Raw genomic sequence first — 13440 nt, 5'->3', positions numbered from 1 at the left:
TACACGGTCCCGCCGGAAGACAAGAAAGTGAACCCCGTGCCCGGAACTCCTCGCAGGGCTTCAAGGACCGACAACAGCGGCGGGAGGGCCGAGAACACGTCCTCGATCGGTTTCAGGTTCGACTCTCTGGGCAAGGATTGGCCGACCGCATAGACCACCCGATCGACGCCACGCAGGGCCTCCTGCATGAGCAGTGGATCCGCGGCGTCGCCCTGGACGAACTCAACCTCGGTCCCCGCCTCTATCGCGTCCTCGCGACCGCTTCGGGCGACGATCCGTACCGGGACGCCGACGGCCAGGAAGCGGCGTGCAATCGCGCGGCCGATGAAGCCGGTCCCGCCCAGGATGAGCGCGAGTCTCGGGAGAGGGAGCGCAGCGGGCAAGCCGCCCAGCTCAGCGCCGCTTGAGGACGGCTCGACCACTGACGAATCCTACCCTCGTCGCGCATCGCGGCCCTGTGGCTACCGGTTGACACGGGGCACGCCCGACTCGTCGATAGCCCGCTGATTGTTCAATGGGCACTAAGAAGAGCCGGTGACCGAGCTGAAGTCGTCGGCTCTTCCGATCGATACGGAGGGCGAGCCGCCGCCCCCGGGGCGGACTCCGCAGCCAGGGACAGCAACTGTTCCGACGCTCTTTGCCCGCGTGACCGCACCGGTTGCACTGTTCATCGGACTGATCGCGATTCTGCGCGGCAGCTCGACGAGCGAGCGCTGGGATCGGGCGTTGTTCGTCGGCGCGACGTTGGCCGCCGTCATTGTCGGGCTCCGTTGGGCGCGCGCCGCCCGGAGGAGGTACGTCGACGGCGCCGTCGCGATCGTGTCGCTCGGCGGGCTTGGCGTAGGGATCGGCGCCATCGAACGCCCCGACCTCGCCCACACCTATTGGGACGGTTTCGGAGTGAGCGTGCTGGTCGTGAGCGTCGTCGTGGCGCTCGCTGGTCGCTGGCTCTCGGGGCTTCGCGGCAGGCGCATTCTCAATCGCTCGCTTCTCGTCGCGACAAGCGCACTGGCGGTTGCCGATCTGGCCAGCCTCGTGCGCATGAGCGGCTACACGTCGGACCCGGTCAACAATCTCTACGCGCTGAACGAGCTGCTCGCTGCGCCCGCACAACGCGTCCCCGACGCGAACTTCATCCCGCAGTACGACGCGCTCTACGGCTACCTCCTGAAGCCACTGGTGGGAGCACTGGATGCGCCGGCCGTCGCGCAGGTCGCCCTGGCCCTGCTCAGCGCGTTCGCGGTCGCTGCCGTCCTCATCGGCGTCGCGATCGCGCATCGCCTCCTCGGGCGCCGCTCGCTCGGCGTCGCTCTCCTTCTCGTGGTGCCCTTCACCTGCGTGACCGTGCTGCACGGAGCGGCGCTCCAGGGCTCGATCGCCTCGTCGGTCCAGGAGCTTCCGATCCGGGTGTTCCCTGGGATGCTCTATTTCCTCGCCGGCTCGGGCACCCTGCTTGCGGTCAGGGGTGGCGCGCGTCGCGGTTGGCGACTCGGGGCCCTCGGCTTCGCCGGTGGTCTCGTCGCGTGGAACTCACAGGACTTCGGCGTCGCCGCGGTCCTCGCCTTCGGCGGCGTGCTCTTCGTCGGGAGCGTCGTCGCTCGAGTGGAAGTGGCGCGCTCGGCGCCGTGGTTGCTGGGCCTCGCGGTCGGCGTCGGCGCCTATCCCGTCGCGGCCGCGCTCGCAGGCAGCCCCCTGTCGGTCCACTACGTGGCGTTCTTCGATCGGACCTTCGGCTCTGGTTACGGCGCAGCGCCGATCCAGGTCCCTGGCCCGGTGATGCTCGTGCTCCCCGTCGTGCTGGCGACCGCGGTGATCGGTTGGCGGTCGCTCCTCTGCCCTGCCGCGAACGTTGCTTGCGAGCAACGTGGGCCGGTCGACTACGCGGCAATCACGGCCGCGTTCTTCGGGACCTGGTCCTCCCTCGGCTTCATCTACTACCTCAACCGTTCGTTCGCCTCGGGCCAGCTCCAGGTGCTGCTCTTGCCGGCGGCGGTCGGCGTCGTCGCCGTGCTCGCCCTGGCGCAGCACTCACGGACAGGCGAGCGCACCGACGACAAGGGGGAGGCGCTTTGGTCGAGCCGCTCGCTGACACGTTTCCCACTGCTGGTCGTCGTGTCGCTGCTCGGAGCATCGACGTTGCAGAGCCCGGGCCCCGTGCTCACGGCCGAGCACCTGATCGACCCGCCAGCTGGGCAGGGCTACCTGTCTCCGTCACTGCAGGGCGCGCTCACCGACGTCCTCATCACCCAGGCGTACGCCACTGCTGCGGGCGGCCGGGTCTCCTATCTCGGAGAGGGTGCCAACTACCTCTCCCTCGCGCTCGGCGTCCATTCCGCGATGCTCTTCAACGATCCCTACGACGTGGTCGCCAGCGCCGCGACGGCGAGCTTGATGTGCGACTACCTCGTCGCGCACGGCACCGAGTGGCTCGTCATCTCCGAGCGCTCGTACTTCTACTTCGCCGACGCCTGCGGTGCCTACCGCCCCTTCGCGATCCCGGGCACCACGCCCGGTCTCGTCGAGCGCCGCACCTGAGCTCGCTGGCCGCCTCACCCGATGCCCGCGGCCGCGGTGACACGCTGGCGACGCCGTGCACGCACGGCGAAGGCAGCCGTGCCGAGGAGCGCGCCCGCTGCCGAGAGGGCGGTCCAGAGGCGGCCGAGGAGGATGGGCTTGGACCTCGCGGTCCCGACGATCAGGCGCGCCGGCCCGGTCACCGCGGCCGCGCGGGTGACCGCGAGATAACCCGAGCTCGTCCGTCCGATCACCCGCAGGTCACCACCGAGCGTGATGAGGTCCGGCACCGCGACCACGTTGATCCCGATCGGGGCCGGACCTGCGGGGGTGTTCATCAAGGTGTCGATCCCGTCGCCGTGCGCGTCGACGACGGCCGCGGGCAGCGTCACGAAGCGGTTCGGGTCGACGGCCACCACCGGGAGCTGCTGGTCGACCCAGTCGAGCACCGCGTACCAGGACTTGGGGAGCGTGTTCACCCCGGTGAGGGCGTCGTAGCGGTTGACGTAGGACTCGATGGGCTGGCGGTCGTTGGGCACGAGCGCCTGCCACGCGCCGAGGGCGAGCGTGACCGCCGCGCAGCCGACGAGGGCGCCGATCGCGACCCGGCGCCGTGCCCGGGGGTTCCGCAGCGCCGAGCTCGAGCCGACCGCGATCAGTAGCGCGCAGACGCTCAGGGTGAAGTAGGTGCCGAGGAGGAACGGGTTCTGGATCGTCCACAAAAGGTGTGGCATCACCTGCCAGATCTGCCGGTTCAACAGGTAGAACAGGCACAGTCCGCTGAGCGTGCAGAAGGCCACGAAGAGCCGGCGCTCGAGCCTGCTCCCCCGCACCGCACAGAGCACCGCCCCGGCGACGAGCGCCCAGGCGAGCATCCAGTCGACGACCTGTACGTAGAGCGCGGGCGTGGTCGACTCGCGCGGCACCATCCGCAGCGGGTCGAAGAGATGCGTGAAGGTGTCCATGAACGGCGTCCCGATGACGGACTCCGCGTGCACGAAGTAGGTGTGACTTGCGTAGGCGAGGGCCGGGAGGATGGCCCAGCCGTTGAGGCCGACGCCGAGGAAGGCGACGACGGCGAAGAGCAGCACGCGTCGGCGCGCCGGCAACGGAACCGCCCGCGAGGCGAGGAGGATCGCCGCCACCAGCGCGAGGAAGATCGATCCCCACAACAAGGTGGTGTTGTGGCTCCCGCCGAGGAAGACGGCGGTGACGTAGAGCCAGGCGAGGGAGCTGGCGCGCACCTTCGGCTGCCAGAGGATCGCCGCGAGCGAGGCGGCGAACAGCGGCAGCGCGGACACGGCCACGAACTCCAACCAGTCGCTCCGGCCGTAGAGGTCGGTGAGGTAGTAGGCGCTCGCCACGAAGGTGATCGCCGCGGCGTGCGAGACGACGCGCCGGCACCCGGCGAGGCGGGCGCACCAGTACACGCCGCGGTAGGCAGCGGCGAAGGCGAGCAGGCTGACGAGGACGAAGGCCGCGATCACGTGATGGCCAAGCGCCACCGACAGGTAGCCGACGTTCGCGAGGAGCGGTCCGCCGTAGAAGGCGTAGACGGGGTCGAACAGCCCTGTTTGGGGATAGGGGTAGGCGTAGCCGGCGGGGAGGGGCGACGTGCCCGTGGTGTTGATGAAGAACGACGGGATGAGGCCGTGGGTCACGGTCGCCGACTGAACCGAGCTCAGCCACGCGAGGTTGGTGAAGTCCGAGGCGAAGCCGTTCTCGGTGAACAGCAGCGGGGCCGCCAAGACGCCGATGACCGCGGCGGCGACTGCGAGCGAGAGGGCCGACGCCCGCCGCTCACTGGCCGGGTCCGGTCGGGGAGCTGCCGCCGGCCGCTGCTGCAGCGTGCGCCCCCCAGGTCCGACTTCTCGCGCCAGGTCGAGGCCGACGGTCGTCACCGTCTGCTCCCGCCCGGCCGGGCGTCCGCCGGGCCGGGGCCGTCTGGCGCGCCGCTCCTGTGTAGCAGGAACTGCTCGGTCTCCCGCAGGGTGCCGGGAGTCCCGATCTCGAAGAAGCGCCGCTCGGCGGGGTAGCCGTGCAGGCGACCTGCCGCGGCGAGCGCGTGGTACAGGCTGGCGAGATCGCGCTCGTCCTCGGGGACGAGATCGAGCACACCGGTGGTGAGGCCGCCGAGGCCGTAGTCGATCCACTCCATCTCCGGCGTCGGCGCGAACTTGTCGTAGGCGACGACCCTCCCCGCGGCGTACTCGGCGTTGGAGCGCTCCAATTCGCCGTGATTGTGAAGCACCGTCATGAGGGCCGGCTCGCCGCTCGCGATCCAGTCCCGCGTGACCGCCTGGTAGTCGATCAGCAGGTAGGTGTCGCCGTAGAGGATGAGGAAGCGCTCGCCGAGCAGCGGCGCGGCGCGACGCACTGCTCCGAGCGTGCCGTCGAGGCCGGGGGCGTCATAGCTGTACTGGACCGCGAGCCCCTCACAGCTCGTGCCGATCGCCGCCTCGATCTGCTCGCCGAGGTAGCCGACGCAGAGGACCACTCGGGTGAAACCGTGCTCGGAAAGCAGCGCCAGCTGATGGCGGAGGAAGGGCTTGCCGGCGACTTCGAGGAGCGGCTTGGGCTGGCGGGTGGTCAGCCCGCCGAGGCGAGTGCCGAGCCCCCCCGCCAGCACGCAGACGGCGGGAAGCGCGGGTTCGTCGGCGGCTTGCTGGCCCAATGCCCCCCACTCCTTCCCTAGCGCCGGAGGGTCAGTGCCCTCAGGCGCGCTGGGCCGCCTCGATGCATGCCCAGGCATAGCGGGCAGACTCGAGGTCGCCGAGGAGCGGCGTGCCGTCCTCGATGGCTCGGGTGAAGTGCTCCCACTCCCGTGCCCAGGAGAGATCGCGGTCCGGGTACCGGACCTCTTCGACGTCGGGGGGACCGAGCTCTGGGCGCATCTCGTAGATCCGGAGCACCTGCGGGCCGTAGGAACGGACGAGGCCGTCGACTGCGAGCTTGGCCCGTTCGCAGGCGATCTCCAACGAGAAGGTGTTCTTCCACTCGGTCCAGCTCACGTGCAGGAGCGAGAAGGGCGACTTGTCACCCACCCCGCCCGCCTCACCGAGCACGAGGACCGCGTTGTCGTCAATCGGCGCGTCCCAGAATTGGGTCCGCAGGAGCGAGGCGGCGACGGGGAGGGGACCGTGCAGCCAGTGGCTGAGGTCGAGCAAGTGCATGCCCTGGTCGACGATCTCCCCGCCCCCGGAGAGCGCCGGATCGGCACGCCACTCCTTCTCGTAGCCAAGCCGCCCACCGTGGCCGTAGCGGCCCCGCAGGTAGAGCACGCGGCCGTAGTGCCCGGAGCGGGCGGTCTCGATGGCGCGGGCGATGCCCGGGTGGAAGCGGTGGTTGAAGCCCACCTTCACCCGGCGCTGCCGTGCCTCGGCGGTGCGGGCGATCGAGTCGATCCCCGCGGTGCCGATGCCCGCCGGCTTCTCGACGAGCACGTGGGCACCGCTCTCGAGCGCGGCGCAGGTGAGTGCCGGGAGCTCGTTGTGGATCGCCGCGACGACGACGATGTCGAGGTCGAGCTCGAGCAGCTCCTCGAGCGTGCGGCAGGCCAGTGCCTCACGCTCCTTCGCGAGCTCCTCGGCCGCCTCGTGGCGGATGTCGTAGGTCGCGACGAGCTGGTCGTCTCCGAGCGACTCGGCGCGCTTTCGGCCGATGAGCCCGCAACCCACGATTCCGACGCGGCGGGCGTTGGTCACGCGTGCTCGCTCGCGTAGGCGCCGCCGTACTCGAAGTCGAAGGTGAGCTCTGAGGCGTCCATCGTCGCCATCGCGAGCCGGGTCTGCTCTGGGCGGGGGCTGTAGACGAGGAGGAAACCGCCACCACCGGCGCCGATCAGCTTGCCGCCGATCGCGCCGCTCTCCCGTGCCGTGGCGTACATGCTGTCGATGCGCGCGTTCGCCATCCCGGGGGAGCGCTTTCGCTTGTTCTCCCAGTGCTCGTGCATCAGCTCAGCAAAGGCCGTGAGGTCGCCGAGCTCGAGCAGCTTGCGGCTCTCGTGGCCGAGCTCCTTGGTGCGGTGGAGGTTCTCGATCATCTCGGTGTCACCCGAACGCGAACGGGAATCCTGGTCCTGGAGCACCGCTGAGGCCGACCTCGCCTCGCCGGTGTAGAAGAGGAGGAGGTGCTCGCGCAGGCCCCGGAGCGTCTCGGTCCCGAGCTCGAGGGGTTCGACCACGACCTCGCCGCCGGGGCGGAAGGTGTAGGCGCAAATGCCCCCGTGCGCGGCGACGTACTGGTCCTGCTTGCCGACCGGCTCGCCGAGCACGTCGATCTCGATGTGGCACGCCGCCTCGGCGAGCGCGCCGGCGGTGATCGAGGTGCAGCGGGCATGGGCGAGGGCCTTCAACAGGCACACCGTGTAGGCGCCGGAGGAGCCCATCCCGGTGCCGGCGGGGACGTCGGCGAGCGAGGCGATCTCGAGGGGGTTCCCCCGCCAGTGGCGGAGCAGCGTCTCGCGCAGGATCGGATGGCGGATCTCCGCGATCTCGTCGACCTCTTCGATCTCGGAGTACTTCATCCGGTAGCGGCGCTGGAAGACGGTGTGCACGAGCATGTAGACGTACTTGTCGATCGCCCCCGCGAGCAGGAAGCCGCCGTGCTCTTCGTAGTACGAGGGGAGGTCGGTCCCGCCGCCGCCGAGGGGGATGCGGAGCGGTGCGCGGCTGAAGATGACGCTCATCGGGCCTCCCCGCTGCTCACGGCGGAGGTCAACCGAGGACCTCCGCCGGGTTGGCGTCGAACCAGTCGAGCGTCCGGCCGAGCGCCGCTTTGATGCTCAGCTTCGGGGCCCACCCGAGCGAGCGGATCCTCGCCGTGTCGAGCAGGATCAGCGGGCTGTCGCCGGTCCAGCCGCGGCGCCCCCCGCTGTGCTCGACCTTCGGGTGCAGGTCGAGGTGGTCGAGGAGGAGCTGGAGCGAGTCGTCGACGACGATCGTCTCGTCGGTCCCGAGGTTGTAGCAAGCCACCCCGGGGGAGTCCTCGTGTGCCGCGGCGGCGGTGAGGATCGCGCTCACGCAGTCGCCCACGTAGAGGTAGGACTTCTCCTGCTTGCCGTCGCCGAGGACGAGGATCCGCTCGGGGTCCCGCCGGAGCGCCCGGTAGAAGTCGAAGACGTGGCCGTGGGTGTAGCGCTCGCCGAGGATCGAGACGAACCGGAAGATCACCCCGGTGAAGTCGTAACCCGTCGCGTAGGCCGAGATCAGTCCCTCGCATGCCAGCTTCGAGGCGCCGTAGAGCGAGGTCTGCAGCGGGAAGGGGGCGTCCTCCGGGGTGGGGAAGACCTCCGGCTCGCCGTAGACCGAGCCGGTCGAGGAGAAGGCGATCTGCCTCGTCCCGACCGCCCGCATCGCCTCGAGCACGACCGAGGTCGCCATCGTGTTCTGCTCGAGGTCGAGCGTCGGGTGCTCGAGGCCGTGACGGACGTCGGCGTTGGCCTGCAGGTGGAAGACCCAGTCGCAGCCGGCGATCGCCTCCTCCATGAGTGCCCGGTCGAGGACGTCGCCCTCCACGAAGCGGAAGGACTCGCGGCCGACGAGGCCGTCGAGGAAGCTGCGGCGCCCGGTCCGCAGATTGTCGACGCAGACGACCTCGACGCCCGCCGCGACGAGCGCGTCGGCGAGGTTGCTGCCGATGAAGCCGGCGCCCCCCGTGATGCAGGCACGCTTCACGGCCGGCATCCTTCTCGAGGGCTGCCGCCGTTGCCGGGGCCGCTCCGTCGCTCGGGCACCGCTACAGCTTGTAGCCGGCGGTGGCCGCGTCCCTGAAGAACATCTGGACCGTCTCGAGCGAGAACTGGGTCAGGTCCTTGCCGAGGCCGTCGAGCTTCTTGAGCAGGTCGGGGGTCATCGTGATGATGTGGCAGCCGACGCTGTCCGCCTGGATGAGGTTGAGCACCTCACGCGGCGAGGCCCAGATGCACTCGGCACCGGGCGCGTCGGCCATGATGCCGATCGCCTCACGCATGAGGGGGATCGGGTCGGTTCCCGCGTCTGCGATGCGCCCGGCGAAGACCGAGAGGTACGAGGGGGCGCCGTCCGCGACCGCCTTGGTGATCGCGGCGACCTGGTCGAGGGTGAACATCGCCGTGACGTTCACCTTCACGCCGTCGCTCGACAGCTCGTGGACGAGGTCGGTGAGCGGCTCGCCGGCCGTGGTCGTGACGGGGATCTTCACGTAGACGTTCTCCGCCCACGCGCTCATGGTGAGCGCCTGGCGGCGGATCTCGGCGAGGTCGTCGGCGAAGACCTCGAAGGAGATCGGGAGCGAGGTGACGCGCTCGAGGACGTCGTGGGCGAAGGCCTCGTAGTCCGAGATGCCGGCCTGGCGCATGAGGGTCGGGTTGGTGGTGAAGCCCTGGATCCGCGGGTCCTCGGTGAGGCTGAGGATCGACTCCAGGTTCGCCCCGTCGGCGAAGATCCGCGTGCGAAGTTGCTCAAGCATGACCAGGCGATGGTATCAGCCGTCCCTCACGGCGAGGAGGACCCGAACGGCGGCCGCGAGGTCCTCGACGCGGCCGTCGGGAGCCGCCGAACTGCTCCTCCGGTGGGCGCTCGCCGCGTGCTCGACGAGCAGCGTCCGACAGCCCGCCCGTTGGCCGGCGAGCACGTCGGTGTCGCTGTCCCCGACCATCCACGAGGCGGCGAGGTCGATGCCGAGCCGGGCCGCCGCGGCCAGGAGCATTCCGGGGGCAGGCTTGCGGCATGCACAGGTGACGGTCAGGGCGGGGTCGCTCCCCTCGGGATGATGGAGGCAGATCTCGGTGTCGTCGAAGAAGGCTCCGTCTGGCGCGAGGCGCGCCTCCACCTGCGCCTGGATGGCGAGGAGCTCCCCGGCGGTGGTCTTCTCCTTCGCGGCCGACGGCTGGTTGGTGACACAGACCACGAGGTAGCCCCCCTCGTGCAGGGCGTTGATCGCCGCTGCGGCGCCCGGGAGCAGGCGGAGCTCGCTCAGGTGGTTCGGGCTCTCGGGCAGGCCGCTCTGCGGGTCGGGCACGAGCGCGGTCACGAGGCCGTCGCGGTCGAGGAAGGCCGCCCGTGTCACGACGGGAGGCGACGGGCGATCACCGTGACGAGGGGAGGGAGGACGATCGGCTCGTCTTCTGTCGCCACGCCCGTCATCTCCTCGACGTACTCGCAGACCGCGCCCGCCCCGAAGCCGGCGGGCGCCTCGGCCCAGGCATCGAGGAGCTCGCACCCGGCCTGCACGACGAGGGCGGGGAGCAGGGCACCGACGTCACCGTGGCGGGCGTCGGGCATCGAGAAGGGGGCACCGCCGATCCTGCCGGCGGTCGTGATCGGCTCCTGCGCGACGACGTAGCCACCGGCGCGGACCGCGCCGACCATGCGGGTGAGCACGCGCAGCGGGTCGATCACGTGCAGCAGGAGGAAGCGGCAGAAGGCGAGGTCCACGGCTTCGGGGAGGAGCAGGTCCTCGCCTGCCTGGGTGATCGCGATGACCTGCGCGTCGCTCGCCCGTGCGGCGGTCGCCGCCACCTCATCTCGCGCCCGCGGGTCGCTGTCGACCGCGTAGACGCGGCCGCTGCCGCCGACCATCTCGGCGATCGCGACCGAGACGTCGCCGGCTCCGGCGCCCACGTCCACGCAGCGCCAGCCCTCACCGAGGCCGAGGCGGGTGAGCGCCGTCGAGAGCGGTCGCCGGTAGACGTCGTTGCGGAGCCCGAGCTCGGCCATCCGAAGACGCTACCGAACGGCAGCCGCGGGGCCGCGGTGACCGGGTGCGACTTCGGGCGTTGCCGCTAGCGTCGAGCCGTGCGCGTGACGATGCTCCTCTGCGATTCGGCCCAAGTGGCCGACGGCAAGCTCTACATCCTCGGCGGCGGCTGGAGCCTGATCGGCCCCGACCCGATGCCGACGGCGGTGGCGATGAAGATCGACGTCGACTGGAGCGAGGTGGACCACCCCCACCACTGGGAGCTCTACCTGCTCGACGAGGACGGACAGCCCGTACTCGCCGAGACCCCTGACGGGGCGCAGCCGATCGAGGTGCGTGGTGACTTCGAGGTCGCCCGCCCCGAGGCGGTGCCACCGGGGAGCCCCGTCGACGTGGCGCTGTCCCTCAACTTCGGGCCACTGCCCCTTGCACCCGGGGCCCGCTACACGTGGCGGCTCGCGATCAACGGGGAGTCAGACGAGAGTTGGTCGCTCGAGTTCTCCACGCGGCCCGTCCCGCCGGCCTGACGGCCGGCTCGCTCGAGCGGCGCCCGGCGGCGCCCTCCTTTGCTGAGGCGGTCACCGCCTGGTGGGCCGACGCGCGCACCGAGCGCGACCGGTACCCGTGGCGCGGCCGAAGCGACCCCTGGGGGATCCTCGTCTCTGAGGTGATGCTCACCCAGACCCAGGCGGCGCGCGTCGCGGCCCCCTTCGTCGGGTTCATGGAGGCCTTCCCGACCCCTGCAGCCTGCGCCGTGGCCGCCCCCGGGGACCTCCTCCGCGCATGGCAGGGCCTCGGCTACAACGGCCGGGCGCTGCGCCTCCACCGCTGCGCCGAGGTGATCGTCAACCGCCACGGCGGGGAGGTCCCCGAGGGGCTCGACCAGCTGCTCGCGCTCCCCGGCGTCGGTGCGTACGTCGCGCGGGCGCTCGCCGCGTTCGCCTTCGACACGAGCGTCGGGGTCGTCGACACCAACATCGGACGGGTGCTCGCGCGCGCCGTCGCCGGCAGTCGGCTCGGGCCACGTGCCGCCCAGGACCTCGCAGACTCGTTGGTGCCGGCGGCGGGCGGCCGGGACTGGAACCTCGCGCTCATGGATCTCGGGAGCCTGCTCTGCCGCAAGGCGGCACCACGCTGCTCGGAGTGCCCGGTCGCCGCCAGCGGGAGCTGCGCGTGGCGGGCGGCGGGCGGGGACGGCGATCCCGCCGTCGGCTCCGCCGCGGCCGGGCGCCGCCAGTCGGCGTTCGGCGGCTCGGACCGGCAGTACCGGGGTCGCATCGTCGCGATCGCCTGCGAGCGCGAGCTGTCCCGCGACGAGGTGGCACCGCTGATCGGCCTCGCGGCCGCTCCGGAGCGGGCGCTGCGCATCCTCGGGGATCTCGTCCGCGAGGGCTTCCTCGTCGAGCGCCCGGGCGGCGCCCTCACGCTCCCCTGAGCCGCGTTCCGGCCCCTAACGTGGGCCGGAGCCGATAGCCGGAGGGCACAGCGTGGCGCAGTTCGCGAGTTCAGAACAGATCGAAGGCGTCGTGCTGGTGAAGCCGGACGTCCACGTCGACGAGCGGGGGCGCTTCATCGAGACCTACCGCCGGTCGTGGTTCCCGCTCGGCCGCGAGATGGTCCAGAGCAACCGCGCCGACCGACAGTCCAGCTCGCTCGTCGGTCTGCACTACCACCTCCATCAGGCGGACTACTGGTACGTGACCGACGGTCTCGCCCAGGTCGTCCTCCACGACCTGCGGATCGGTTCCCCGACCGAAGGCTCGACGGCCTCCTACGAGCTCGGCGGCGAGGATGAGCCGGGACTGTTCATCCCACCCGGCGTCGCGCACGGCTTCCTCGCCCTCACCGACCTCACCCTCACCTACCTGGTCGACGGCTACTACAACCCGAACGACGAGCTCGGCGTCGCGTGGGACGACCCGGAGGTGGCCGCGAGCTGGGACGTCGCGGCGCCGGTGCTCTCCAAGCGCGATCTCGGCAACGTCCGCAAGGCCGAGCTGCCGGAGTGGCTGCGCCCCCGCTACGGCCTTCGCACCTGACCGCGTTCCCCGGTTGCGAAGGGTGCGATTGAATGGTGCGGTGGATGTCTCTGTGAGGCCCGCACCGACGTGATCGCCGTCATCGCAGGCGCCTTCGCACTGGTGCTCGTGATCGCCGCCTGGGCCCGCTTCGCGGCGGGCCGTTCCGAGCGGCAATCGGTGGCCACCTACGAGCACGCCCTCGGGGTGCTCGGCGGAGTCGCGCGTCGCGGGAAGGCCCCCGCCTCCGTGCGTGCGCCGACCGACGACGAGCTCGCCCGGCCGCACGTCGAGCCCGCCGAGGCCTTCCCCGTGCGCCCCTTGCAGCGGGCGGAGGTGCCCCCGCCGCAGGTCCGACTCGAGCCGCCCGTCCCGCCGCAGCCACCCACCTCCCAGCCGGCCTCGGGCGCCCGCACCCGCAGGCCCGTCCGCGACGCCCCTGCCGCCGCGGCCGACGGCCCCGCCGCCGAGACCGAGACGCCGCCACCCGCCCGTCGCCGTGCCCCCTCGCGCGCAGCGGCGGCGCCGCCGCCCGAAGTGGTGGTGGCCTTCGACGACCTCGACGAGACGCCGCCACCGACCCGCCGCCGCGCCCCCTGGCGTGCCGAAGCAACCCCCCCGCCCGAAGTGGTCGTGGCCTTCGACGACCTCGAGGAGACGCCGCTACCCACGCGCCCGCCGCGGTCCGTGCGCCGCCTCGCCCGTACACCACACGTCGCGCGGCGCCGCGCGGTGACCGGGGTGGCTGCGGCCGTGGCGCTCGGTGCCCTCGGTGTCGGTGGCTGGCGGCTGGCCTCCTCGTCGCATCCCGACGCCGCGCCGCCCGCGACGCCTGCGCCATCTCATCCCGCGAAGGCCGCCCGCCACCACGCCGCCCACCACCACGCGGCGACCGTGCCGGCGCCGACGACGCTCCAGCCGGACTCGGTGTCGGCCACCCTCGTGAGCTACACGGTCCCCGAGAGCTCGTACACGATCACCTTCACGACGACCGGGCGGTGCTGGATCGGCACCCAGCATCAGGTGAGCAACACCAGCTGGGACTGGGAGGAGACCGTTCCGGCCGCGGCGAGCGCCGCGGACACCACCCAGGGCACCGTCTTCATCGAGATCGGGGCGCCAGCACAGGTCAGCACGATCAACGTGAACGGCGTTCCGCTCGCCCTTCCACCGCACCGCACCGGCGCCTACCGAGTCGTCCTCACCCCGCAGGCGCCGGCGGCCACCTGAC

Annotated in this window: 14 protein-coding genes; 5 read left to right on the top strand and 9 right to left on the bottom strand. The window is 71.3% G+C overall.

The window, feature by feature from the left end:
- On the bottom strand, positions 1-422 hold a 422-nt coding region (locus tag VNF07_09410), incomplete at its 3' end, for an NAD-dependent epimerase/dehydratase family protein (GenBank protein HVB06444.1).
- 223 nt (positions 423-645) lie between these two features.
- On the opposite strand from VNF07_09410, the gene VNF07_09405 reads away from it, so the two are divergent.
- Entirely contained in the window at positions 646-2535 is a 1890-nt protein-coding gene (locus VNF07_09405; GenBank protein ID HVB06443.1) for a hypothetical protein, read from the top strand.
- A gap of 14 nt (positions 2536-2549) precedes the next feature.
- On the opposite strand, the gene VNF07_09400 is transcribed toward VNF07_09405, so the two are convergent.
- From VNF07_09400 to VNF07_09365, 8 genes are all read right to left on the bottom strand, one after another.
- On the bottom strand, positions 2550-4415 hold the full coding sequence (locus VNF07_09400) for a hypothetical protein (GenBank protein HVB06442.1): 1866 nt from the start codon (positions 4413-4415) through the stop codon (positions 2550-2552).
- Positions 4412-5188, bottom strand: a complete 777-nt coding sequence (locus VNF07_09395; GenBank protein HVB06441.1) for an NTP transferase domain-containing protein — start codon at positions 5186-5188, stop codon at positions 4412-4414. The genes VNF07_09400 and VNF07_09395 overlap by 4 nt, the downstream gene beginning before the upstream one ends.
- Before the next feature lie 40 nt (positions 5189-5228).
- Complete coding sequence (locus VNF07_09390; GenBank protein HVB06440.1) at positions 5229-6218, bottom strand: Gfo/Idh/MocA family oxidoreductase; 990 nt, start codon at positions 6216-6218, stop codon at positions 5229-5231.
- The gene (locus tag VNF07_09385) at positions 6215-7201 is read right to left on the bottom strand and encodes a galactokinase (GenBank protein ID HVB06439.1); all 987 of its coding nucleotides are present in this window, start codon (positions 7199-7201) and stop codon (positions 6215-6217) included. The genes VNF07_09390 and VNF07_09385 overlap by 4 nt, the downstream gene beginning before the upstream one ends.
- Before the next feature lie 28 nt (positions 7202-7229).
- Positions 7230-8189 (bottom strand): NAD-dependent epimerase/dehydratase family protein, encoded by a 960-nt coding sequence (locus tag VNF07_09380; GenBank protein HVB06438.1) that lies wholly within the window; start codon positions 8187-8189, stop codon positions 7230-7232.
- 61 nt (positions 8190-8250) lie between these two features.
- The gene (locus tag VNF07_09375; protein ID HVB06437.1) at positions 8251-8961 is read right to left on the bottom strand and encodes a transaldolase; all 711 of its coding nucleotides are present in this window, start codon (positions 8959-8961) and stop codon (positions 8251-8253) included.
- A gap of 15 nt (positions 8962-8976) precedes the next feature.
- Entirely contained in the window at positions 8977-9561 is a 585-nt protein-coding gene (locus tag VNF07_09370; GenBank protein HVB06436.1) for an HAD-IIIA family hydrolase, read from the bottom strand.
- Positions 9558-10211 carry a methyltransferase domain-containing protein gene (locus VNF07_09365; GenBank protein ID HVB06435.1) on the bottom strand — a complete coding sequence of 218 codons (654 nt, stop codon included), beginning with the start codon at positions 10209-10211 and terminating at the stop codon, positions 9558-9560. The genes VNF07_09370 and VNF07_09365 overlap by 4 nt, the downstream gene beginning before the upstream one ends.
- Before the next feature lie 78 nt (positions 10212-10289).
- On the opposite strand from VNF07_09365, the gene VNF07_09360 reads away from it, so the two are divergent.
- The 4 genes from VNF07_09360 to VNF07_09345 all read left to right on the top strand — a co-directional run bounded on the left by VNF07_09360 (position 10290) and on the right by VNF07_09345 (position 13439).
- Positions 10290-10718 carry a hypothetical protein gene (locus VNF07_09360; GenBank protein ID HVB06434.1) on the top strand — a complete coding sequence of 143 codons (429 nt, stop codon included), beginning with the start codon at positions 10290-10292 and terminating at the stop codon, positions 10716-10718.
- Positions 10676-11626: an A/G-specific adenine glycosylase gene (locus VNF07_09355; GenBank protein HVB06433.1), complete on the top strand. Its 951-nt coding sequence runs from the start codon at positions 10676-10678 to the stop codon at positions 11624-11626. The genes VNF07_09360 and VNF07_09355 overlap by 43 nt, the downstream gene beginning before the upstream one ends.
- A gap of 52 nt (positions 11627-11678) precedes the next feature.
- Positions 11679-12230 (top strand): dTDP-4-dehydrorhamnose 3,5-epimerase family protein, encoded by a 552-nt coding sequence (locus VNF07_09350; protein HVB06432.1) that lies wholly within the window; start codon positions 11679-11681, stop codon positions 12228-12230.
- Between the two features lie 69 nt (positions 12231-12299).
- On the top strand, positions 12300-13439 hold the full coding sequence (locus VNF07_09345; protein HVB06431.1) for a hypothetical protein: 1140 nt from the start codon (positions 12300-12302) through the stop codon (positions 13437-13439).
- Position 13440: the final 1 nt, after the last annotated feature.

It is taken from the genome of Acidimicrobiales bacterium (genome assembly GCA_035533595.1).
In the GTDB taxonomy this organism is placed as follows: Bacteria; Actinomycetota; Acidimicrobiia; order Acidimicrobiales; family Bog-793; genus DATLTN01.
Note: the sequence above shows the minus strand (reverse complement) of the source record. Positions and strands in the feature narration are given on the sequence as shown.

Excerpts from the sequence above, each read along its gene's own strand:
- VNF07_09385 (HVB06439.1), bottom strand. The coding sequence starts at position 7,201 with ATGAGCGTCATCTTCAGCCGCGCACCGCTCCGCATCCCCCTCGGCGGC.
- VNF07_09375 (HVB06437.1), bottom strand. The coding sequence starts at position 8,961 with ATGCTTGAGCAACTTCGCACGCGGATCTTCGCCGACGGGGCGAACCTG.
- VNF07_09365 (HVB06435.1), bottom strand. The coding sequence starts at position 10,211 with ATGGCCGAGCTCGGGCTCCGCAACGACGTCTACCGGCGACCGCTCTCG.